A 23,817-nucleotide genomic window follows, 5' to 3' on the forward strand; every position below is an offset into this window, starting at 1 on the left:
TGCGCCGCGTGCGCGGCGCGCCACCTGAAGAGGACGTTGCATGACCTTGCTTTCGTTGCCGACGCTCGACGACCTGCGTATCGAGCCGGGGCTGCCCACCGTCGTGTCGCCGCGCGGCGCCGACGGCATGTCGATCGACGAGATCGCGCCGCTCGCGCATGCGATCGCGGCCGACACGCTCGAACGGGCGGGCGGTGTGCTGTTCACGGGCTTTCACGTGCCGTCGATCGATGCGTTCCAGCAGTTCGCGGCGTCGTTCGGCGATCCGCTGATCGGCTACGAATACGCGTCGACGCCGCGCAGCCAGGTCGAAGGCGCCGTCTACACGTCGACCGAATACCCGCCGCATCGCGCGATTCCGCTGCACAACGAGCAGTCGTACACGCGCGAGTGGCCGCTGCGGATCTGGTTCCATTGCGCGCTCGCGGCGCCGAAGGGCGGTGCGACGCCGATCGCGGACAGCCGCGCCGTCTATCGCGCGCTCGATCCGGCGCTGGTGGCGCGCTTCGAGCAGCGCGAGCTGCTGTACGTGCGCAATTTCGGCCAGGGGCTCGACCTGCCGTGGCAGCAGTCGTTCGGCACGAACGAGCCGGCCGAGGTCGAGCGGATGTGCGCGGCGCGCGGAATCGAATGCGCATGGCGCACCGATGACGACGGCGAACTGCTGTTGCGCACGCGCGAACGCTGCCAGGCCGTCGCGCGCCATCCGCGCACAGGCGAGCGCGTGTGGTTCAACCAGGCGAACCTGTTTCACCTGTCCGCGCTCGACGACGACATGCAGGAAGCGCTCGTCGACGCGGTCGGGCTCGAGAACGTGCCGCGCAACGTGTATTACGGCGACGGCGCGCCGCTCGAGGCCGACGCGCTCGCGGAAATCCGCGGCGTGCTCGATCGCCAGCGCATCGTGTTCCCGTGGCGGACGGGCGACGTGCTGATGCTCGACAACATGCTGACCGCGCACGCACGCGACCCGTTCGACGGGCCGCGCAAGGTGGTCGTCGCGATGGCGCAAAGTTATACGGTCCCGCGCGCGGCCGAACGGAGGACCGATGACGCGTAGTCCCGCCGCGCTCGCCGCGCGCGGATTGACGGTGGGTTATCGCGACCATGTCGTGATCGACGGGCTGGACCTGTCGATCGCGTCCGGCCGCGTGACGGCGCTGTGCGGCCCGAACGGCTGCGGCAAGAGCACGCTGCTGCGCACCCTCGCGGGCCTGCAGCCTGCGCGTGCGGGCCACATCGACGTGAACGGCACGCCGCTCGCGTCGTTTCGCCGTCGCGCGCTCGCGCGCGAGCTGACGATGCTCGCGCAGTTCAACCAGATTCCGTCGGGGCTGACCGTGCGCGAGCTGGTCGCGTACGGCCGCTACGCGTATGGCGGTTTCCTGCGCGGGTTGTCGCGCGCCGACCATGCGGCGATCGACGAGGCGCTCGACACGAGCGGCCTCGCCCGCGACGCCGAGCGTGACGTCGGCGCGCTGTCGGGCGGCGAGCGGCAGCGTGCGTGGATCGCGATGGCGCTCGCGCAGCAGGCGCCGATCGTGCTGCTCGACGAGCCGACGACCTATCTCGACATCCATCACCAGCTCGACATCCTCGACGCGCTGCGCGCGCTGAACCGCGCGCGCGGGCTGACGATCGTGTGGGTCCTGCACGACCTCAACCAGGCGGCCGCGTACAGCGACGACATCGTGCTGATGCGTGCCGGCCGCCTCGTCGCGCAGGGCTCGCCCGACGCGATGCTGGAACCGGCGCGGCTGCGCGCGGCGTTCGGCGTCGACATGCTGAAGCTCGCGCATCCGCAAACGGGCGCGCCGATGTGCGTGCCGGCCTACGGGCCGCCGGCATCCGGCACGGCGGGCGCGTTCGATCGCGCCGTTCAACGGGATATCGCCGTATGACGACGTTCGCGATGCGCAAGCGGCTCGCGGCGAGCGGGCAGGGCGCGGCATCCGGCCGCCGTGCCGGCGCGCTCGCGTTCGGCCTCGTCGCGTTGATCGCGGCGCTGGCCGTGTTGCGCGTTGCACCGGACCTGCGCGTATGGTGGAACGCGGTGCCCGGCAGCGACGCCGCCGCGCTCGCGGGCGTGTTCCTGTTCGACCTCAACCTGCCGCGTGTCGCGGCCGCGCTCGTCGCGGGCGGCTGCCTCGGCATCGCGGGCGCGCTGTTCCAGTCGCTCACGCGCAACCCGCTCGCGTCGCCCGACCTGCTCGGCGTGACGGGCGGCGCCCAGCTCGGCCTGCTCGCGGCGATGCTGGTGCCGGCGCTCGCCGGTGTCGCGTCGGTGCCGCTGCTGTTCGTGTGCGGGCTGATCGCCGCCGCGTGCGCGATCGTCGCGGCGGGCGGCTGGCGCGCGACGCCGCTGCGGCTCGTGCTCGCGGGCAGCGTCTGCATGCTGCTGTTCGCGGCGCTGTCGACGCTCGTGCTCGCGTTTTTCGAGCAGAACATCGCGGGCGCGGCGTTGTGGACCAACGGCAGTCTCTATCAACCCGGCGCGACCGGGCTCGCGCTCGCCGCGCGCTGGCTCGTCGTGCCGCTGCTGGCGCTGCCGTTCGTGATCCGGCCGCTGAATCCGCTCGCGCTCGGCGACGAGGCGGCGGCCGCGGCCGGCGTGCGCGTCGACGCGGCGCGGCTCGCCGCGACGATCGTCGCGGTCGCGTTCACGAGCGTGGCCGTCAGCGTCGCCGGCCCGCTGTCGTACGTCGGGCTCGTCGCGCCGAACCTGCTGCGCCAGGTGCGCGGCGCACGCGCGGCCCGGCTCGGCGTGCTGGTGCCGCTGTCGGCGCTCGCGGGCGGCGCGCTCGTGCTCGTCACCGACAGCGCGGTGCTCGCGTCGGGCCTTGACGCGACGCTGTCGACCGGCGTCGCGATCGCGCTCGTCGGCACGCCGCTGATGCTCGCGATGATCCGGCGCGGCGCCGCATGGTCGGGCGTGCTGCAGGCACAAGCCGAACGCGCGGCCGGCAGCGGGTCGACGCGGATGGTCGCCTGGCTCGAACGGCTCGGCTGGCCGCTGCGCACCGCGTTGTTCGTCGCGGCCGGCGTGCTCGTCGTGTTCGTCGGCGTGTCGGCCGGCCCCGAATGGCTATCGCCGGCGCGCTGGTCCGCCGCGCTGGCGGGTCACGATGCCGTCGCGCGGATGCTGATCGACCTGCGCATGCCGCGGCTGCTGTGCGCGCTCCTCGCGGGTGCGTTGCTGGCCGCGAGCGGGGTCGCGATGCAGAGCGTCGTGCGCAACCCGCTCGCGGGGCCCGAAGTGCTCGGCGTCACGCAGGGCGCGGGGCTCGTCACGCTGTTCGCGTTGTCGACGTGGCCGCTGATGGGGCACGTGACGCTCGGCGTGGCCGCGTTGATCGGCGGTGCGCTGTCGCTCGCGATCACGCTCGTGCTGAATCACCGGCATCGTTACGCGCCGCTCGCGGTCGCGCTGACCGGCATCGTGATCGGCGCGTTGTGGACCACGCTCGCGCAATGGCTGATCACGCAGGAAAGCGTGCAGCCCGCGCGCTTCGTCGTGTGGCTCGTCGGCGGCACCTATGGCCGCGGGTGGGGCGAGGTGTCGATGCTGCTGCCGTGGTGCGTGCTCGCGGTCCCCGTATTCGCATGGCTCGCGCGGCCGCTCGACATGCTCGCGCTCGGCGACGACCAGGCGGCCGCGCTCGGCCTGCCGGTCGCCGCGCTGCGGCCGCTCGCGCTGACGATCGCGACGCTCGCCGCCTGCGCGGCCGTCGCGGCGGTCGGGCCGGTCGGCTTCATCGGGCTGATGGCGCCGCACGTCGCGACGATGCTCGGCGCGCGCCGGCACCGCACGCGGCTGTGGCTTGCGGCCGCATGCGGCGCGCTGATCCTCGGGTGCGCCGACCTGGCCGCCCGCACGGTCGTCGCGCCGCGCGAAGTGCCCGCCGGCGTGCTGACCGCACTGATCGGCGCGCCGTATCTGCTCGGGCTGCTGATCCTCGAGGGGCGCCGCGCCCGGCGCGCGGGGCGATGACGCCGGCGCTCGACGGTGCACGCGCCACGCGCTTTTCCGCGTTCGCGCCCGAACCGTTTGCCGAGCATCTCGACGCGGTGTGGCTCGGGATGCCCGACGACGCGCACGCGCCGGGCCGGATCGTCGTGCCGGTCGGCGCGCTGCCCGATCATCGCGATGCGCTGCTCGACGCGATGGTCCGTCACTACGGCGGCGATCCGGCGCTGCACGCGCGTGCGCTGATGTCGCAATGGAGCAAGTACTACTTCGGCCGCGCGGTGCCTGCCGGCGTGGTCGCCGCGCTGACGCTGGGCCGGCCGCTCGACATGGCGCCGGAGCGCGCGTTCGTCGCGCTCGACGACGGGATGCCGGCCGCGCTGTATTTCGCGCCGGACGCGCTCGGCGCGCCGTGCGTCGCGCCCGCACCGCGCTACGCGGGGCTCGTCGCGCATCTCGGCACGGTGATCGACCTGCTCGCGGCGATGGGCCGCGTCACGCCGCGCGTGCTGTGGAGCAACGCGGGCAACCTGCTCGACTATCTGCTCGACACGTACCGTTCGCTGCCATGCGCGGCCGATCCCGCTCGCGATGCCGACTGGCTGTTCGGCGCGTCCTGCGTTGACGGCGAGCCGAATCCGCTGCGCCTGCCGGTGCGCGACGCCGTGCCGCGCTCGCCGCTGCTGCCGACGCCGTTTCGCGCGCGCCGCGTGTGCTGCCTGCGCTATGAAATACCTGGAGAAACGCAACTGTGTGGAAGCTGCCCGCTGCTATTGACGATGGACGACGCGGCGCTGGCCGAGCAGGACGCGATCCGGTGACGCCGGCACCGCATGCCGGCCGTCGCCATGCGCTCGGCGCACTGGCCGCGCTCGGCGCCGCATGCTGCGGCGCGCTGGCCGCGCTCGGCGCCGCATGCTGCGGCGCGCTGGCCGCGCCGGCCGCCGCGATCGCGAACGACGCGCGCGGCGGGCAGGGCGGCATGCCTTCTCAACCGGGCCGCTTGCTTGCCGGCAACCCCGTCGTATCGCAGGCGAGCGCGACGATGCCCGTGCGGCCGCAACGCGTGGTCGCACTCGACTTCATGTTCGCCGAAAGCGTGATCGCGCTCGACATCGTGCCGGTCGGCATGGCCGATACTGCGTTCTATCCGGGTTGGCTCGGCTACGAGAGCGACCGGCTCGCGCACGTGACCGACATCGGCTCGCGTCAGGAGCCGGGGCTCGAGGCGATCGCCGCGGTGAAGCCCGACCTCATCATCGGCGTCGGCTTCCGGCATGCGCCGATCTTCGCCGCGCTCGACCGGATCGCGCCGACGATCCTGTTCCAGTTCAGCCCGAACGTGTCGGAAGACGGCGTGCCCGTCACGCAGCTCGACTGGATGCGCCAGATCTTCCGGACGATCGGCACCGTGACCGGGCGCGAAGCGCGCGCGAAGGCGGTCGAAGCACAGCTCGACGCGGGGATCGCGCGCAACGCATCGCGGCTCAGGGCGGCGGGACGCGGCGGCGAACGCATCGCACTGCTGCAGGATCTCGGGTTGCCCGATCGTTACTGGGCGTATACCGGCAACAGCACGTCGGCGGGCCTCGCGCGCGCGCTCGGGCTCGACCCGTGGCCGAAGAAGCCGACGCGGGAAGGCACGCTTTACGTGACGTCCGCCGATCTGCTTCGGCAACGCGATCTCGCCGTGCTGTTCGTCACCGCGACGGGGATGGACGTGCCGCTGTCGTCGAAACTCGATTCGCCGGTGTGGCGTTTCGTGCCTGCGCTGCGTGAGCACAGGATCGCGCTCGTCGAACGGAACATCTGGGGGTTCGGCGGCCCGATGTCGGCGCTGAAGCTGGCCGACGTGATGACCGATACGCTGCTGAAGCTGCCGGCCGTGCGCTGAACGCGCGGCTTGTCGTTCGGGGGCAGGGCAGCGCGTGAACGAAAGTCGCGCAGGCATTCGCTTGTCGCGGCATCCCGGCGGCGGCACGCATAGTCCCGTACACCGAACGATATTTCCTTTCGCCTTTTCCGGTTCGTTTCCGCTCCGCCGAACCGAACACGGACTACCTGCGCGCCACATTCGCCGCGCGCGGGCAGTCCGTGCTCACGCATGCTTACGCGCTAAGCGCATCGACGCCATCCCGTGCGCGTGACCGCGCCGGTGTCGTGTCGCTGACGATCTGTCCGTTGTCGAGCTTCAGCAGGCGGTCGGCGAGATCGAAATAGCGATCGTCGTGCGTGATCACGATCACGGCCTTGCCGCGCGCGCGCAGTTCGGGCAGCAGCTGCTCGTAGAACACCGCCTTGAACGACGGATCCTGGTCGGCCGCCCATTCGTCGAACAGGTAGAACGGACGGTCTTCCAGATACGCGACGACGAGCGCGAGCCGCTTGCGCTGCCCGGTCGACAGCGCGCGGTTCGAGAACGCGCCGTCGACGACCTTCACCTTGTGATCGAGCGCGAGCTTCGCGACCAGCGCGTTCGCGCGCGCATCGGCCTGCGCACGCGCCGGATCGTCGGGATCGACGATGCCGAGCAGCGCATCGAACAGGTGGAAGTCGTTGAACACCGCGCTGAAGCGTTGCCGGTACGCGGCGCGCTCGCGCCAGCCGATCGTCCGGCCGTCGACCTCGAGCGCGCCTTCCTCCGGCTCGTAGAGCCCCGTCAGGACCTTCGCGAGCGTCGTCTTGCCGCTGCCGTTGCCGCCGACGATGAACACGAGCTCGCCCGGCCGGATCGTCAGGTCGATCGGCCCGATCCGGAACATCCGTTCGTCGCGCTCGTGGAAATACGCGTGCGTGACGCCGCGCAGCGTGACGGCGCCGGCCGGCGGCACGTCGGGGGCGTCGCTGGCGGGCGGCACCGTGCGCAGCGCGCCGAACTCGGCCATCACGCCCTCGATGCGCCCGAGCGACACGCGCGCCGCATTGACGGTCGGCAGGTTGTTCAGCAGCCCGTCGAGCGGCACCAGCATGAACAGGAACACGACGACGTAGCCGGCCGCCGTGCCTGCATCCGCATGCACGCCGAGCTGCGGCCAGAACGCGGCTGCGCCGAGGAATACGTAGAACAGGAAGATGATCCAGCCGACGCCGACCGCATATGCGCTGAACGCGCGGCGGCGATGGTCGCGCACCTCGCCGATCGCCGCGCCGAGCTGGCCATCGACGAACTGGCGCGCGCGCGCGTCGTGCAGCTTCAGTTCCTTCGCGCCGGAGAACAGCGAGCCGAGATAGCCGAACAGGCGATCCTGCGCCTGGCCGGCCGCCTCGAGCGACGCGATCGCGCGGCGGTCGCCGGTGTGATAGCCGAGCGAGCCCGCGACGATCGCGGTCAGCGCGAGCAGGCACACGGGCCACGACAGCCACGCGAGATAGCCGAGGCAGCCGAACACGATCGAGCCGTGCATCACCAGGTTCGGCAGCGCGAAGAACAGCATCGACACGTTGGTCGCGTCGTCGGTCAGCACCGACTGCACGGGCGCCGCGCCGATCCGCTCGATGTCGCGCAGCTCGGCCGCGCCGACGCGCCGCGCGAGATGCACGCGCAGCCGCGCCATCGTGTCCTGCGACAGCCGGGCGAACAGCGTGCCCGACACGATGCGCGTGACGAGCGCGATCACCGCGCACAGCGCGAAGCGCCACGCGAGCGACGCGTCGGCCGCGCCGGGCGTCGCGAGCGCGCGGTTCAGCGTCGCGACGAGCAGCACGCTCGCGACGCCGTTGAGCACGCAGGCGACGAGCGCCAGCGCGAGCGATGCGCGGCTTTCGCGCAGCAGCGCGAGGATCAGGCGGGCCGCGGGGCGGCCAGGGGAGGCGTCGAGGGACGGCGGGGAAGCGGGCTCGTGGGCGGCGGTCATCGGCAACGTCGGTAAATGAAGGGCAGGCAAATATGCGGAAACGGCGAGATTGATGCGAAAGCAGCGCACCGGACGGGCCCGGTCGCGGCTTTCCTCCCTGATAGACGAACGGGCCGCGCAAATATTTAGCTGTGCCTTCAAAAAATGCATCCGTTCTGGCTTTGCGCGCAAAACGGTAAAAAATCGGCCGCGCCGTTCGTCACACCAGTGAAGCCGCCCCATGCGGCCCCGAGACTTGGCCGAAGCGGCCGGACCGAAGGACTTCACGCACATGACGAGTTTCCCGACTGCGCTGCATCACCGAATTCGCGAACTGGCGCGCTGCGCGCCCGACGCGCCCGCGCTCGCCGCGCCTTTCCAGAACGACCTGCGTCTGTCTCGCGGCGCGCTCGACGCGCGTGCGTCGCATCTCGCCCGCCAGTTGCGCGCGGCCGGTGTCGGCGCGGAAGTGCGGGTGGGCGTCTGCGTCGAGCGCTCGTGCGAGCTGTTCGTCGCGCTGCTTGCCGTGCTGAAGGCGGGCGGCGTATTCGTGCCGCTCGACCCGCGTCATCCGGCCGCGCGTCTGGACTGGATCGTCCGCGATGCGCAACTGCGCCACGGGATCGTCGACGCGGCCGGCCGCGCGGCGCTCGGCGCGCCGTTCGAACACGCGTTCGACGCGATGTCCGCGGATGCGGCGGCCGCCGCCTTCGTCGACGACGAGGACGTACCGGTGCATCCGCGCTCGGCGGCCTACATGATCTATACGTCGGGCTCGACCGGCATGCCGAAGGCGGTGGTCGTCGAGCACGGGCCGCTCGCCGCGCATTGCGACGCGCTCGCGGCGGCGCTGCCGGTCGAGGGCGGCGACCGCCTGCTGCATTTCGCGTCGGTCAATTTCGACGCGGCGCACGAATGCTGGCTCGCGCCGCTCGCGGTCGGCGCGAGCGTGACGATTGCGCCGCCGCAGCCGTTCGCGCCGGACGCCGCCCATGCGCTAATGGTGAGTGAATCCATCAGCGTCGCCGCGTTTCCGCCCGCGTATCTGCGCGAATTCGCGGCCGTCGCCGCGCGCGACGGCGTGCCGCCGGCGTTGCGCGTGCTCGCGTTCGGCGGCGAGGCGCTGCCGCAACAGGCATTCGAATTCGTGCGCCGCACGTTCCCGTCGGTTCGCCTGATCAACGGCTACGGGCCGACCGAGGCCGTGATCTCCCCGATGCTGTGGCCGGTCGAGCCGGGCGAAATGCCGGTGCTGGCCGATGACGATGCGTATGCGTCGCTGCCGATCGGTCGCGCGATCGGCCCGCGCATCGCGCGCATCGATGGCGGCGAGTCCGGCGAACCGGGCGAGGGCGGCGAGCTGCTGCTCGGCGGCGTATGTCTCGCGCGCGGCTATCACGGCCGCCCGGCGCTGACGGCCGAACGCTTCATTCCCGATGCGCACGGCGAACCCGGTGCCCGCGTGTACCGCACCGGCGACCTCGCGCGTCTGCGCGCCGATGGCGCGTTCGATTATCTCGGCCGTCTCGACGACCAGGTCCAGGTGCGCGGCGTGCGTGTTGAGCCCGCGGAAATCGCCGCGTGCTTGCGCGCGCATCCGGCGGTGGCCGACGCGGCCGTGATCGCCGAAACCGGCAACGGGCCGACGCGGCTGATCGCGTGCGTCGCGCTGCACGCGGCCGCCGACGATGCGGCGCTGAAGGCGCACGTGGGCGCGCAGTTGCCCGCCGCTTGGCAGCCGCACCGGTTCGTGCGCTGCGACGCGCTGCCGTACACGCTGAACGGCAAGATCGACCGCGCCGCGCTACGCGAGCGCATCGCCGCCGCCCGCGACACCGAACGGCCCGCGGGCGACGCCCCGCGCACGCCGACCGAGCAGCAGATCGCCGGCCTCTGGCAAACGCTGCTCGGCCTCGACGCGACGCCGTCGCGCGACGACCGCTTCTTCGTGCTGGGCGCCGATTCGCTCGCCGCGATGCAACTTCAGGCCGCGATCCGCGCCGCGTTGCGCGTGAACCTGCGGCTCGACACGCTGTTCGCCGATCCGGCGCTGGCGGAGCTGGCCGCGCACGTCGATCGCGCGGAACGCGAAACGGGCGCGCCGCTGGCCGCGATTGCCGCACGCCGCGCGCCGGCCGATTCCGCCGCATCGAGCGCCCCGTACGTCGACCGCACCGCATCGCTCGCACAGCAGCGCTTCTGGGTGCTCGCGCAAACGCGCGACGCCAGCACCGCGTATCACATCGCCGCGCACTGGACGATCGACGGCGTGCTCGACCGCGCCGCATTGCAGCGCGCGCTCGATCACGTGATCGAACGGCACGACGCATGGCGCACGACCCTCGTCGACAACGACGACGGCATCGTGATGCAGCGCATCCATGCCCGCTTGCCGGTCACGATCGCGACGCTCGACTTGCGCGACCAGCCGCCGGCCGCGCGCGACGCGCAAGCCGCGCGCCTCGCCGAGCGCGACGCCGGCACGCCGTTCGATCTGTCGAACGGGCCGCTGCTGCGCGCGACGCTCGTCGCGCTCGCCGACGACCGCCACCGCCTGCTGCTGACCGCGCATCATGCGATCACCGACGGCTGGAGTTCGCGCTGCGCATTCGACGAGCTGTCGGCTGCGTACCGCGCGTATGCGGAAGGCCGCGAACCGTCGTTGCCGGCACTGCCGATCCAGTACGCCGACTACGCGGACTGGCAGCGCGACATGCTCGCCGGCGGCGAAGGCGAGCGTCAGCTCGACTACTGGCGCGGCGCGTTGCGCGACGTGCCGGGCCCGCTCGCACTGCCGGTCGACCGCCAGCCCGGCGCGACGCGCACGCTGCAGGGCGCACGCGTGTCGGTCCGCCTGCCCGACGCGGTCGCTGCCGACGTCCGGCGTCTCGCGCGCGACGCACAGGCCACGGTCTTCACGGTGCTGCTGGCCGCGCTCGACGCATGGCTGTCGCGCGTGACCGGCGAGACCGACGTGGTCGTCGCGGTGCCGGTCGCGCATCGCCAGCGCCCGGAAACGCGTGCGCTGCTCGGGCTGTTCCTGAATACGGTCGCGCTGCGCGTGCGGGTGGCGCCGACGCTGCCGTTCCGCGCGCTGGTCGACGCGGCACGCACGGCGGCGCTCGATGCGGTCGCGCACCAGGACGTGCCGTTCGAGCGCGTCGTCGATGCAGTGAAGCCGCCCGTCAAGCGCGGCGACGAATGGCTGCGCGTGAAATGCGCGCAGCAGTTCGATGCGCGGCACGACAGCGTGCTGCCGGGCGCGACCGCGGTTGCGACGCCGGGGCCCGATCTCGCCGCGCGCTTCGACTTCGCGCTGGATTTCACCGACGACGCGCACGGCATCGAACTGGTCGCCGCCTATGCGACCGACTGCATCGATGCCGGCACCGCGCGCGCGTGGCTCGACAGCTATGCGGCGCTCGTTGCGTCCGCCGCGCATGAACCGCATCGCACGACAGCCGCGCTGCCGTGCGATGCGTCGCCGGTGTCGCGCCAGCCGCGCGACGGCCGCGCGCTGAACGTCGAACACGCCGACATCGTCGCCGCCTTCGCGCGGCAGGCTGCCGCGTATCCCCATCGCGTCGCGCTCGCCGATGCGTCGGCATCGCTGACGTTCGCCGAGCTCGACGATGCGTCGAACCGCATCGCGCATGCGCTGAAGCTGCGCGGCGCGACGGCAGAAGCACCCGTCATCGTCTGCATCGAGCGTTCGGTCCGCTTCGTCGTCGGTTTGCTCGGCGCGCTGAAAGCCGGCGCGCTGGCCGTGCTGCTCGACCCGGCTCAGCCGGCCGCACGCGTCGCAGCCGCGGCCGCCGATTGTGGTGCACGCTGGGCGCTCGTCGCGCAGGGTCGGGATGTGGCCGCGTGGCCGGCCGGCAATGCCGCGCAGCCGCTCGATGTCGACGCGCTCGCACAGGACGCGACGCTCGCGCATGCGGCCGGCATCCGCGTCGCGCCGCATTCCGAGCAGGGCGCCTATCTGATCTACACGTCGGGTTCGACCGGCACGCCGAAGGGCGTCGTCGTGTCGCACGGCGCACTGGCCGACTACGTACAGGGGATGCTCGACGAACTCGCGTTCGCACCGGACGCATCGTTCGCGATGGTGTCGACCGTCGCCGCCGACCTCGGCCACACGACGCTGTTCGGTGCGCTGTGCGCGGGCCGCACGCTGCACCTGCTGCCGGCCGCGTGCGCGTTCGATCCGGACCTGTTCGCACACGAGATGCGCCGCCGCGACGTCGGCGTGCTGAAGATCGTGCCGAGCCACCTGCAGGCGCTGCTCGATGCGCGCGTGCCGGCCGACGTGCTGCCGCGCCACGCGCTCGTGACCGGCGGCGAAACGCTGACGTGGGCGCTCGTCGCGCGCCTGGCCGCGCTCGCGCCGGCCTGCCGCGTGATCAACCATTACGGGCCGACCGAAGCGACCGTCGGCGCGATCGCGTGCGACACCGCGTCGATCGGCGCCGATGCGCGCGATCCCGCGATCGGCGTGCCGCTCGGCCTGCCGCTGCCGAATGCGCGCGCGCTGGTGCTCGACGCATTCGGCGCGTGCGTGCCGGCCGGTGCAACGGGCGAACTGTATCTGGGCGGGCCGGGCGTGGCGCGCGGCTACCTGAACCGGCCGGCGCAGACCGCCGAGCGCTTCGTGCCCGACCCGTTCACGCCCGGTGCGCGCCTGTATCGCACCGGCGACCGCGTGCGCCTGCGCGCGGACGGCCGTCTCGCGTTCCTCGGCCGCATCGACGACCAGGTGAAGATTCGCGGCTATCGCGTGGAACCGGGCGAGGTGAGCGCGGCGGTACGCGCGGCCGGCCCGATCGCGCAGGCCGAGACGCTCGCGATCGAGCACGACGCCCGCCTGCGGCTCGCGACGTTCGTCGTGATGCGCGACGGCGCGGCATTCGACGAGCCCGCCATGCGCGCGGCACTCGGCGCGACGCTGCCCGATTACATGGTGCCCGCGCAATTCGTCGCGCTCGCGCGCCTGCCGGTGACCGCGAACGGCAAGATCGATCGCGCGGCGCTGCGCGAACTGGCCGCCGCGCCGGTGGCGGTTGCCGCCGGCGACGCGCCGCAGGGCCCGGTCGAAACGGCGCTCGCCGAAGTCTGGCAGGCGGTGCTGAAGGCGCCGCACGTCGGCCGCGACGACAACTTCTTCGAGCTCGGCGGCGATTCGATTCTGGTTCTGCAGGTGATCGCACGCGCCCGCAAGCGCGGCGTGCGCTTCACGCCGAAGCAGTTGTTCGACGGCCCGACGGTCGCCGAACTCGCGCGCATCGCGAAAACCGGGGACGTCGCCGCCGCGCCGTCGGCGTCGACATCGGCGCCGGCTCAGGCCGCAACGGCTGCCGCAGCGGCGATCCTGACGCCGGCACAGCAGCGCTTCTTCGCGCTCGACGTGCCGCATCCGGGCCACTGGAACCAGTCGGTCGCGTTCGACGTGCGCAGCCCGTTCGACGCCGATGCATTCGCACGTGCATTCGACGCGCTGCTGACGCATCACGACGCGTTCCGCCAGCGCTTCGCACGCGGCGCGGACGGCCACTGGCACGCGAGCGATGCGGCGAAACCGTACGACGCGCTTCCGTTCGTCGACGTCTCCGCGCGCGACGAAGCCGATGCGCTGGCGCGCTTCGACGCCTTGCAGCGCCGCCTCGATCTCGGCCACGGGCCGCTCGCGTGCGCATGTGCGGCGCGGCTGCCGGACGGCGCGACGCGGCTGTATCTGGCGATTCATCACGCGATCGTCGACGGCGTGTCGTGGCGCATCCTGCTCGACGACCTGGACGCCGCGTATCGCGCCGCATGCGAACGCACGCCGGTGCGCCTGTCCCAGCCGGGCTTGCGTGCGGATGCCTGGGCCGCGCGCCTCGCGCGTGCCGCGACGGAACCGGCATCGCCGTTCGCCGCCGAAACGGCTTACTGGGCCGGCATGGCGGAGGGCGACGATCTCGTGTCGGATCATCCCGACGCATCGGCGACGAATGCCGACGCGGCCGTCGTCGTGCAGACGATCGACGCGGCGCTGACCCGTGCCGCGCTGACCGACGCGCACGCCGCATATCGCACGCAGACGATCGAACTGCTGGGCGCGGCGCTCGCGCTGGCGCTGGCCGGGGCCAGCGGCGCCGCGTCGTGCCGCGTCGAACTCGAAGGGCATGGCCGCGAGGCGCTGTTCGACGACGCGGACGCGAGCCGCACGATCGGCTGGCTGACGAGCCACTATCCGGTCACGCTGCCCATCGAAGCCACCGCGCGCGACACGCTGTGCGCCGTCAAGGACACGCTGCGCGCGGTGCCGCACAAGGGGCTCGGCTTCGGTGTGCTCGCGCACTACGGCGACGCGGCGACGCGTGCGGCGCTGGCCGCCGTGCCGCGTCCGCGCATCACGTTCAACTATCTCGGCCAGTTCGACGCACCGCGCGACGCGACGCTCGTGCCGCGCTTCGGCGGCACGGGCATCGAGCGCGACCCGCAAGGGCCGCTCGGCAACACGCTCGCGATTCACGCCTACCTCGATACCGACCGCGACGGCGCACGTACGCTGAAGGTTCACTGGGTCTACGGTGCGCCGCAGTTCGCGCGCGCGACGATCGATGCAATCGCGGATCGCTTTGCCGCCGCGCTGCGCGAACTCGCCGACGCATGCGCAGCGCGTGTCGCGCATCGCGGCGGCGGTGCGACGCCGGGCGACTTTCCGCTCGCACGGGCCGCCGGCCTCACGCAGGCCGCGATCGAGCGCGCGCCGCTCGACTGGCGGACGATCGACGACGTGTATCCGCTGTCGCCGATGCAGCAGGGGATCCTGTTCCATGCGCTGTTCGCGCCGGGTCATGCAAGCTACGTGAACCAGCTCGTCGCGACCGCGACGGCGCTCGATGCTGACCGGCTCGCGGCCGCGTTCGCCGCGTCCATCGCACGCCACGACATCCTGCGCACCAGCGTGATGCCCGACGAGGCCGCACCGCTGCAATGCGTGCATCGCCATGCGCGGATGCCGGTCGAACAGCTCGACTGGCGCATGCGCGGCGACACGCTGGACACCGATTTCGACGCGTGGCTCGCGGCCGACCGCGCCCGCGGCTTCGACTGGCGCGAGCCGCCGCTGATGCGGCTCACGCTGATCCGCGTGACGGACGACGCGTGGCGCGTCGTGTGGACGCGCCACCACGTGCTGCTCGACGGGTGGAGCACGGCGCGCCTGCTTGCCGACGTGCTGCGCGACTATCGCGACCCCGACGCGGTGTCGCCGTTCGCGAGCCGCCCGGCGCTGCGCTATCGCGACTTCATCGCGTGGCTCGGCACGCGCGACCGCGAGGCCGACAAGCGCTTCTGGACCGGGCGGCTTGCGCGTCTCGACGCGCCGACATTGATCGCCGAGCGCGCGGCCGACCGCGCGGATGCGCAGATGGTCACGTGGCGCGCGACGATCGACGCGGCTGCGACGACGCGTGTCGCGCAAACGGCGCGTGCGCTGAAGCTGACCGTCAACACGCTGGTGCAGGGCGCCTGGGCGCTCGCGCTGCAGCGCATGACGCACCAGCCGGCCGTCGCGTTCGGCGCGACCGTCGCGGGCCGTCCCGATGCGCTCGCGGACGTCGACACGGTGCTCGGCCTCTTCATCAACACGCTGCCCGTCATCACCGCACCCGCGCCGCAACAATGCGCGGCCGACTGGCTGCAGACGCTGCAGCGCGAAAACGCAGCTGCGGCCGAGCATGCGCACACGCCGCTCGCCGACATCCAGCGCTGGGCACGCGGCGCCGGCGGCGCACTGTTCGACACGCTCGTCGTGTTCGAGAACTATCCCGTTGACGACACGGCGCACGACGCCGATCCGCGCGCGCTCGCACTGAGCGGCGTGCGCAGCATCGAGTCGACCGACTTCGCGCTGACGCTCGTGATCGAGAGCGGCGCCGAACTGACGATCGACTACGGCTACGACACCGCGCGCGTGGATACGCACCAGGTCGAACGCTGGCACCGCGCGTTCGCGTGCGCGCTCGATGCGCTGGCCCGCACGCCGGACGCGCTGCTCGGCACGCTGTCGATCGCCGACGACGCGACGCGCGACGCACTGGCGCGCGCGCAGGACACCGCGCGGACGTGGCCGGACGCGCAACGCCAACCGCTGCATCTGCAATTCGCGGCCGCCGCACGGGCGACGCCCGACGCGATCGCGCTCGAGCACGCGGATGCCGACGGTGACGTGCAGCGCGCGACCTATCGCGAGCTCGACCTGAGCACGACGCGCGTCGCCGCCGCATTGCGCCGGCGCGGCGTGCGGCCGGACACGCCGGTTGCGCTGTGCGTCGAGCGTTCGTTCGACATGGTGACGGCGCTCGTCGGCGTGCTGAAGGCCGGCGCCGCGTATCTGCCGGTCGATCCCGACTATCCGGCCGAGCGCATCGCGTACCTGCTGCGCGACGCGCGGCCCGCGGTCGCGATCACGCAGGCGCATCTGCGCGAGCAGGTCGAGGCCGCGCTCGGCGACGACGCGACGACGCAACTGCTGACGGTGGCCGATCTGCTCGCGGACGACGCAGGCGAAATGGACGCCGCCCCCGCCGACTATGCAACCGACATCGACGACGCACAGCTCGCCTACCTGATCTATACGTCCGGCTCGACCGGCAAGCCGAAGGGCGCCGGCAACTCGCACGGCGCGCTCGCGAACCGCATCGCGTGGATGCAGCACGCGTACCGGCTGACGCGCGACGACGTCGTGCTGCACAAGACGCCGTTCGGCTTCGACGTGTCGGTGTGGGAATTCGTGTGGCCGCTCGCGACCGGCGCGAAGCTCGCGATCGCCGCGCCCGGCGACCACCGCGATCCGGCCCGCCTCGCGGCGGCGATCCATGCGCACGGCGTGACGGTGCTGCACTTCGTGCCGTCGATGCTGGCCGCGTTCGCCGCGTATCTCGACGATTTTTCCGCCGCCGCGCAATGCGACAGCGTGCGCCTGATCGTCGCGAGCGGCGAGGCGCTCGCGCCCGAACTCGTCGCGAAGGTCGCGCGCCTCGTGCCGAACGCGACGCTCGTGAACCTGTACGGGCCGACGGAAGCCGCCATCGACGTGTCGCACTGGACCTGCGGCCCCGACGACGCCAGCGCCGTCGCGGTGCCGATCGGCTATCCGATCGCGAACCTGCAACTGCACGTGCTCGACGCGGCCTGGCAGCCCGTGCCGGCCGGCGCGACCGGCGAACTGTATCTGGCGGGCGCGGGCCTCGCGCGCGGCTATCTCGGCCGCCCGGGGCTGACGGCCGAGCGTTTCGTGCCCGATCCGTTCGTCCCGGGCGCCCGCATGTATCGCACCGGCGACCTCGCACGGCGTCGCACCGATGGCGCGCTCGACTACCTCGGCCGCGTCGACACGCAGGTGAAGCTGCGCGGCCAGCGGATCGAGCCGGGCGAGATCGAGGCGCTGCTGCGCGCGGCGCCCGGCGTGCACGACGCGGTCGTGATCGTGCGCGACGCGCAGCTGATCGGCTATGTCGCATGTGGCGACGCGGGGCCGCTCGACCGTGCCGCCTTGCTGGATTCGCTGCGCGCACAGTTGCCGGCCTACATGGTGCCGTCGCAGCTGATCGAACTCGACGCGCTGCCGGTCACGCCGAACGGCAAGTGCGACCGCCATGCGCTGCCCGCGCCGGTGCGCGAAGCGGCCGCGGCCGTCGAACTCGCGACCGACACGCAGCGCGCGCTCGCGGCGATCTGGCAGCGCGTGCTGCACGTGGACGCGATCGGCCGCAACGACGATTTCTTCCAGCTCGGCGGCCACTCGCTGCTCGCGACGCAAGCGCATGCGCAGGCGAACCTGCACTGGGGCCTCGCGCTGCCGCTGCGCACGCTGTTCGACACCCGCACGCTCGCACGCTGCGCGGACGCGATCGACGCGGCCTGCGCGGCACGCGGCGAGACCGACGCGGCGAGCGCGATCGATGCGCTGCTCGGCGAACTGGAAACCCAATAAGGACGACGGATGACGAAGGCTCAACCCGACTGGCTCGCGCTCGCGACGCGCTTCGCGCAATTGCCCGACGCGCAGCGCGCGGTGTTCATCGACAAGCTCGGCGCGGCCGGCATCGATTTCCGCATGCTGCCGATCCCGCCGCGCACGCCGCGCTCCGAGCGCGTGCCGGCATCGTTCGCGCAGACGCGGCTGTGGCTGCACGCGCGCTTGATCGACGCGCCGGACGCCTATCACATCACCGAACGGCTCGCGCTGACGGGCCCGCTCGACGCGCATGCGCTGCGGCTTGCGTGCGATGCGCTGATCGCGCGCCATGAAGCGCTGCGCACGACCTTCGACGAAACGGAAGACGGCGTCGCGCAGACGATCCATCCACCGCTGCGCTGCCCGTGGCGCGAGACCGATCTCGAAGCGTTACCCGACGCGCAGCGCGTCGCGCGTGCCGAACGCGTCGCAATGGCCGATGAAGCCGCAGCGTTCGATCTCAGCGCGGCACCGCTCGTGCGCGCACACCTGATCCGCTTCGACGCGACGCATCACTGGCTCGCGCTGACCGTTCATCACATCGTGTCGGATGGCTGGTCGTCGGACGTGATGCTGTTCGAACTCGCGGCGTTCTATCGCGCGTATACGTCGGGAGAACCGGTGCCGCTCGCGCCGCTGCCGATCCAGTACGCGGACTATGCGCTGTGGCAGCGCCGCTGGCTCGATGCCGGCGAGCGCGATCGGCAGCTGGCGTTCTGGCGCGAGCGGCTCGACCCGCAGCGCGGCGTGCTGACGCTGCCCGGCGCGGCCGCGCGGCCCGCGCGCCGCAGCGCGCGCGGTGCACGTCACGTGTTTTCGCTCGACGCGCGCATCGGTGCGCGGTTGCGCGCGTTCGCGGCCGCGTCGGGCGCGACGCCGTTCGCGGTGTTGCTTGCAGCGCTCGATGCGCTGCTCGCGCGTGCGACCGGCGATGCGCGGATCTGCGTCGGCGTGCCGGCCGCGAACCGCGAACGCGCGGAAACGGCGGGCCTGATCGGCTTCTTCGTCAACACGCTCGCGATCGATGTCGACGTGCCCGCGCACGGCGATTTCTCGTCGCTGGTCGCGCGCACGCAGCGCGCGCTCGTCGATGCGCAGATGCACCAGGACGTGCCGTTCGAGCAGGTCGTCGACGCGCTCGGCGTGCCGCGCAGCGCGAGCCACCATCCGCTGTTCCAGGTGATGGCCGCATATGGCGAGCGTCGCGCGCTGCCGGCGCTGGGCGCGGCATCGGCAACCTTGCTGCCGTCCGGCACGCCGTCCGCGAAATTCGACCTGACGCTTTCCGTCGAGGCGACGCCCGACGGCACGTTCGACGCCGCGTTCATCCACGCGCTCGACCTGTTCGACGGCGACGCGATCGCGCGGCTGGCCGCGCGCTTCGTCACGCTGCTCGGCGATGCGCTCGCGCGCCCCGACGTGCCGGTCGGCGATCTCGACTGGCTGCCGGCCGACGAGCGCGCGCAACTGTTCGCGTGGAACGCGCCGGCGGGTGCGGCCGAAGCCGAACCGTTCATCTCCGTGCACGCGCGCATCGCCGCGCATGCGCAGGCACGGCCCGACGCACGCGGTGTCGCCGACATCGATCGCGCGCTGACGCGCGGCGAGGTCGACGCGCGCGCGGCACGCATCGCGCGCAACCTCGTCGCGGTCGGCGTGCGGCCTGAAATGCGCGTCGGCGTCGCGCTGCAGCGCTCGGTCGACCTGCTGGTCGCGCTGATCGCGGTGCTGAAGTCGGGCGCCGCGTTCGTGCCGCTCGATCCGGCCCATCCGCGCGAACGCCTCGCGCAGATCGTCGGCGATGCGGGCATCGCGCACGTGCTGACCGACGGCGCGAGCGCCGCCTCGCTGCCCGAGCTGCCGGCGCTGCGCGTCTGGCGCGCGGACGAAGTCGACGCACTCGACGAAGCCGCGGACGTCGCGCTGCCGGACGTGCTGCCAGGTCATGCGGCCTACGCGATCTACACGTCGGGCTCGACCGGCAAGCCGAAGGGCGTGATCGTCGATCACGCGGCGTTCGCGCGACATTGCGTGGCGATCGCCGAGCGCTACGGCGCGGGCGAGAACGACGTGTTCCTGCTGTTCCAGTCGGTCAACTTCGACGGCGCGCACGAAGGCTGGTTTTCGCAATACCTGTCGGGCGCCGCCGTGTCGGTGACGGCCGACGTGCTGTGGCCGCCCGCGCAGACCTGCGCGATGATGATCCGCGACGGCGTGACGATGACCTACGTGCCGCCCGGCTGCGCCGCGCAGCTCGCCGAATGGGCGCTCGCGCACGGCGCGCCGCCGACGCTGCGCTCGCTGACCGTCGGCGGCGAAGCCACGTCGCGCGAAGCGTTCGCGATGCTGCGCCGCGCCATGCCGAACGTGCGCGTGGTCAACGGCTACGGCCCGACCGAAACCGTGATCACGCCGACGCTGTGGATGTTCCGCCCCGGCGACGATCTCGCGAAGCTGGGCGACGCCGCGTATCTGCCGATCGGCACGCTGGTCGGCGCGCGCACCGCGCACGTGCTCGACGCGCGGCTGCATCCGCTGCCGGTCGGCGTGATCGGCGAGCTGTACCTGGGCGGCGAGGGGATCGGCGTCGCGCGCGGCTATCTCGATCGTCCCGCGCTGACGGCCGAGCGCTTCGTGCCCGATCCGTACGGCGCGCCGGGCGCGCGCCTGTACCGCACGGGCGACCTCGTGCGGCGTCGCGCGGACGGCGTGTTCGACTTCATCGGCCGCGTCGATCATCAAGTGAAGCTGCGCGGGCTGCGCATCGAGCTCGGCGAGATCGAGGCGCAGCTGGCCGCGCACGATGCGGTGCGCGAAGCGTGCGCGGTCGTGCACGGGCAGGGCGCGCAGGCGCAGCTCGTCGCCTACGTCGAACTGACCGTCGACGCGCAGGCGGCCGCGCAACCGGTCGAGGCCGCGACGCTCGACGCGCATCTGCGCCGCACGCTGCCCGACTACATGGTGCCCGCGCAACTGATCGTGCTCGACGCGCTGCCGCGCAACGCGAACAGCAAGGTCGACCGCGCACGGTTGCCGGCGCCGGTGCGCGTCGAACGCGCATACGAAGCGCCGCACGACGGCGACGAAACCGCGCTCGCGGCGATCTGGCGCGACGTGCTGAACGTCGAGCGCGTCGGTCGCGGCGATCACTTCTTCGAACTCGGCGGCCATTCGCTGGCGGCGGTGCGCGTCGCGACGCGCGTCGCCGAGCGGCTCGGCCGCGACGTGCCGGTGCGCGCGCTGTTCGAAGCGCCGGTGCTCGCGCAATACGCGCGCCAGATCGCCGACGCGCCGCGCGCCGCGCACGCCGGTGCCGCGGCGCCGGGCGTCGCGGTGGTCAAACCCGATGCGCACGGCGTATGGCCGCTGTCGCCCGCGCAGCTCGGCCTGTGGTTCCTGTGGCGCGCGCAGCCGGACAGCGCCGCGTACAACATTCCGGTCGCGCTGCGCGTGCGCGGTCCGCTCGACGTCGACGCGCTGCGTGCGGCGTTCTCGGCTGCGGCGGCCGCTCATCCGGCGCTGCGTACCCGGCTCGTCACGCGCGACGGCATGCTGCCCGGCCAGCGGATCGATGCAGACGTTTCCGTCGAAATGCCGCTCGTCGATTTGTCGGCACGGCCCGACGCGCTCGCCCGCGCGGCGGCGTTGACCGACGCCGATGCGCTCGCACCGTTCGATCTCGCGGCCGGTGCGCCGCTGTGGCGCGCGCGCGTGCTGCGGCTCGGCGCGGACGATCACGTGCTGTCGGTGACGATCCATCACATCGTGTCGGATGGCGAATCGATCGAGCTGTGGCTCGACGCGGTGCGTGCAGGCTATGTCGCGTTCGTGCGCGGCGAAGCGGAAGCGGTAGCGGTATCGACACCGTCTCACGACACGTCGCTCGCGCTGCCCGCGCCGTGCCACCCGGCCCGCGTCGCGTACTGGCGCGACGCGCTGGCCGATCTGCCGCCGCCCATACTGCCGCCGCGCGCAAACGCGCCGGCCGTCCCGCAATGGCGTGCGGCGCGCGTCGCGTTCGAATTCGACGCATCGCTGATCCGTGCCGCGCGCACCGCGGCGTCCGCCGCGCACGCGACGCTGCCGATGCTGCTGCACGCGGCGCTCAACACCGCGCTGTTCCGCGTGACCGGTGCGGCCGATCAGCCGGTCGGCGTGCTGGCGTCGACGCGCGAGCTGACGGGCGATGCCGCGCGCGATGCGCTCGGTCTCTTCATCAATTCCGTGGTCGTGCGCACGCGGCTCGACACGTCAGCCTGCCGCTCGGACGTGCTCGCGCAGGTGCGCGATACGGCGCTCGCCGCGTATGCGCATGCCGATGTGCCGTTCGCCGACGTCGTCGCCGCGCTGCGCGCGCCGCGTGCCGCAAACGCCAATCCGCTGTTCCAGGTGATGTTCAACTACCTGCGTCCGACCGGCGCCGCTGCGCGCGACTGGGCCGGCCTGGCGCTCGCCGGGTTCGACGACGTGCGTCATCGCGTCGTGTTCACGCTCGAGCTGGACGTCGTCGAGCATCCGGACGGCCGCGTGAGCGCCGCGTTCTCGTATGCGGACGAACTGCTCGACGGCGATTTCGTCGATGCGCTCGTCGACCTCTATCACGACGAAGTCGCGCGTTTCGCCGGTGCGCCGGAAGCGGCGCTCGGCGCGCCCGACGCGTTGTTCGCCGCGTCGGCGGCGGTCGCAGTCGCGCCCGCCGGCAGCGCGGCGACGCGCGTCACGGCGGCATCGCGCGCGCCGGACGCCGTAGCCGCGCTTGCCGCGCTGTGGTCGGACACGTTCGCGACGGCCGCGCCCGCGCCCGATGTCGATCTGTTCGAAGCCGGCGCGACGTCATTCGACGTCGTGCGCTTCGTCGACGCGGCCCGCCGCGCCGGGCACGCGCTGACGGTGGCCGACGTATTTGCGTCGCCGACGCTCGCGGCGCTCGGTGCGCATCTCGATGTGTCGGCCGAAACGGAACAGGAGGTGCGCGATGCTGGCTGAAGTGCGTCCGGACGGATTCACGATGCCGGACACGTGCCGTCTCGCGTTCGCGGACGGCCTGTTCGCCGCGCGCGACGACGCGGAGATCCGCGTCGCGCAGGGCGACGGCATCGGCGCGCAGTTGCTGCGCGCGCAGCTCGCGGACGACGGCACGCTGCGCCTCGTCGCGTACAACCATCGCGCGGCGCCGAGCGCCCAGCGTCGCGCGTTGCTGGCCGCGCTCGCCGCCGCGTTTTCCGACGACGCGCGCCGTGCGGCGATCCGGCTCGACCCGGCCGCGTGGCCGGCGGTCGCGCTCGACGCACTGCGCGCGAGCGGCGTGCTCGCCGACGGCGGTCTGTGCATGCGCGAAGGCTGGGCGCAGCAGGCCGATCTGTGGCGCGTCGGCACGCCGCTGCCATGCGCGACGCTGCCGATGCTGACCGACGGCCGGCGGCATCCGCGCCGGCCGCCCGCGCCGCGCGGCGACGTGTATGCGCGCGACCTGCCTGCACTCGGCGTGCGTTTCACGCTGCGCGACTGGCAGCCGGGCGAGGACGCCGCGCGCCTGGCGCGCTGGTTCGACGAGCCGCGCGTGCGCGACGGCTGGCCGGGCACGCAACCCGGCGTGGACGGCACGGCGCCCGATGCCGATCCGCACGTGAGCCCGCTCGTCTGCTGCTTCGACGGCGAACCGTTCGCGTACGTCGAGGCGTTCTGGCTGAAGGAAGACCCGCTCGCGCCGCACGTCGGCGCGCGCGATTACGACCGCGGGCTGCGGATGCTGGTCGGCGCATCGCGCTGGCGCGGCCCGCATTGCGTGGCGGGCTGGCTGCCGTCGGTCGTGCATTACCTGTTCCTCGACGATGCGCGCACCGAAGCGGTCAGCTGCGCGGTCCCGGCCGGCCGCGCGCGGGTCGTCGACACCCTCGCGCGGCACGGCTTCGCGCGGCAGCGCCGCCTGGCGCTCGCCGACGGGCAGCCGCTGTGGATGCGCACGCTGCGCGAAACGTTCTTCTCCGGCCGTCACGTCTGACGGGCCGGAT

Annotated in this window: 9 protein-coding genes; 8 read left to right on the forward strand and 1 reads right to left on the reverse strand. The window is 72.5% G+C overall.

Annotation, left to right across the window (positions count from 1 at the left end; translation table 11 throughout):
* Positions 1-40: 40 nt before the first annotated feature.
* The 5 genes from HWX22_RS13870 to HWX22_RS13890 are packed head-to-tail and all read left to right on the forward strand — an operon-like array spanning position 41 to position 5,861.
* A complete protein-coding gene (locus HWX22_RS13870) occupies positions 41-1,060 on the forward strand; it encodes a TauD/TfdA family dioxygenase (RefSeq protein ID WP_175915821.1) in 1,020 nt (339 codons plus the stop codon).
* Positions 1,050-1,901, forward strand: coding sequence for an ABC transporter ATP-binding protein (locus tag HWX22_RS13875; protein WP_175915822.1), 852 nt, complete (start codon positions 1,050-1,052; stop codon positions 1,899-1,901). Before HWX22_RS13870 ends, HWX22_RS13875 begins: the two co-directional genes overlap by 11 nt.
* Positions 1,898-3,991, forward strand: a complete 2,094-nt coding sequence (fhuB, locus tag HWX22_RS13880; protein WP_175915823.1) for a Fe(3+)-hydroxamate ABC transporter permease FhuB — start codon at positions 1,898-1,900, stop codon at positions 3,989-3,991. The genes HWX22_RS13875 and fhuB overlap by 4 nt, the downstream gene beginning before the upstream one ends.
* A complete protein-coding gene (gene fhuF, locus HWX22_RS13885; protein ID WP_175915824.1) occupies positions 3,988-4,788 on the forward strand; it encodes a siderophore-iron reductase FhuF in 801 nt (266 codons plus the stop codon). The genes fhuB and fhuF overlap by 4 nt, the downstream gene beginning before the upstream one ends.
* Before the next feature lie 41 nt (positions 4,789-4,829).
* Positions 4,830-5,861 (forward strand): iron-siderophore ABC transporter substrate-binding protein, encoded by a 1,032-nt coding sequence (locus tag HWX22_RS13890; RefSeq protein WP_175915837.1) that lies wholly within the window; start codon positions 4,830-4,832, stop codon positions 5,859-5,861.
* A gap of 214 nt (positions 5,862-6,075) precedes the next feature.
* Here HWX22_RS13890 and HWX22_RS13895 read toward each other — a convergent pair whose 3' ends face one another.
* The gene (locus tag HWX22_RS13895; protein WP_175915825.1) at positions 6,076-7,821 is read right to left on the reverse strand and encodes a cyclic peptide export ABC transporter; all 1,746 of its coding nucleotides are present in this window, start codon (positions 7,819-7,821) and stop codon (positions 6,076-6,078) included.
* A gap of 271 nt (positions 7,822-8,092) precedes the next feature.
* Between HWX22_RS13895 and HWX22_RS13900 the strand changes: the two genes are divergently transcribed.
* The 3 genes from HWX22_RS13900 to HWX22_RS13910 are packed head-to-tail and all read left to right on the forward strand — an operon-like array spanning position 8,093 to position 23,807.
* On the forward strand, positions 8,093-17,782 hold the full coding sequence (locus HWX22_RS13900) for a non-ribosomal peptide synthetase (protein ID WP_175915838.1): 9,690 nt from the start codon (positions 8,093-8,095) through the stop codon (positions 17,780-17,782).
* A gap of 9 nt (positions 17,783-17,791) precedes the next feature.
* Positions 17,792-22,792 carry a non-ribosomal peptide synthetase gene (locus HWX22_RS13905; RefSeq protein WP_175915826.1) on the forward strand — a complete coding sequence of 1,667 codons (5,001 nt, stop codon included), beginning with the start codon at positions 17,792-17,794 and terminating at the stop codon, positions 22,790-22,792.
* Positions 22,782-23,807, forward strand: coding sequence for a GNAT family N-acetyltransferase (locus tag HWX22_RS13910; RefSeq protein WP_175915827.1), 1,026 nt, complete (start codon positions 22,782-22,784; stop codon positions 23,805-23,807). Before HWX22_RS13905 ends, HWX22_RS13910 begins: the two co-directional genes overlap by 11 nt.
* The last annotated feature ends 10 nt before the right edge of the window (positions 23,808-23,817 follow it).

It is taken from the genome of Burkholderia sp. BCC1638 (assembly GCF_902833195.1).
GTDB lineage: Bacteria > Pseudomonadota > Gammaproteobacteria > Burkholderiales > Burkholderiaceae > Burkholderia > Burkholderia diffusa.